Genomic DNA, 235 nt, shown 5'->3' on the forward strand with positions numbered 1-235 from the left:
GCGTGTTGCCCACGAAATACCCAATTTCACCAAAATCGAACGGTCCTAGGTTGTAGTCTAGGTATGCGCCATATTTGACGACGTTCGGGTTTACAACGAAGGGATCACTGGGAATCCCCTCGTAAATAGTAGTACCGTGGATGTTCGTGTCGGTTGCCTGCGGGATGTATCCGTAGGCCGAACCCAGCTTGAACGACGTGATTTTGATGGGGCCCGTCGCAGCCGCGATAATTGC

The 235-nt window shown here is 52.3% G+C and carries 1 protein-coding gene; it reads right to left on the minus strand.

Features of this window, described 5'->3' with window-relative positions:
- The coding region (locus tag AC1RPT_RS08280; protein WP_481763072.1) for a hypothetical protein at nucleotides 1-235 on the minus strand (235 nt) is incomplete at both ends.

Source organism: Dellaglioa sp. CoH-56-MRSF-11 (assembly GCF_056782135.1).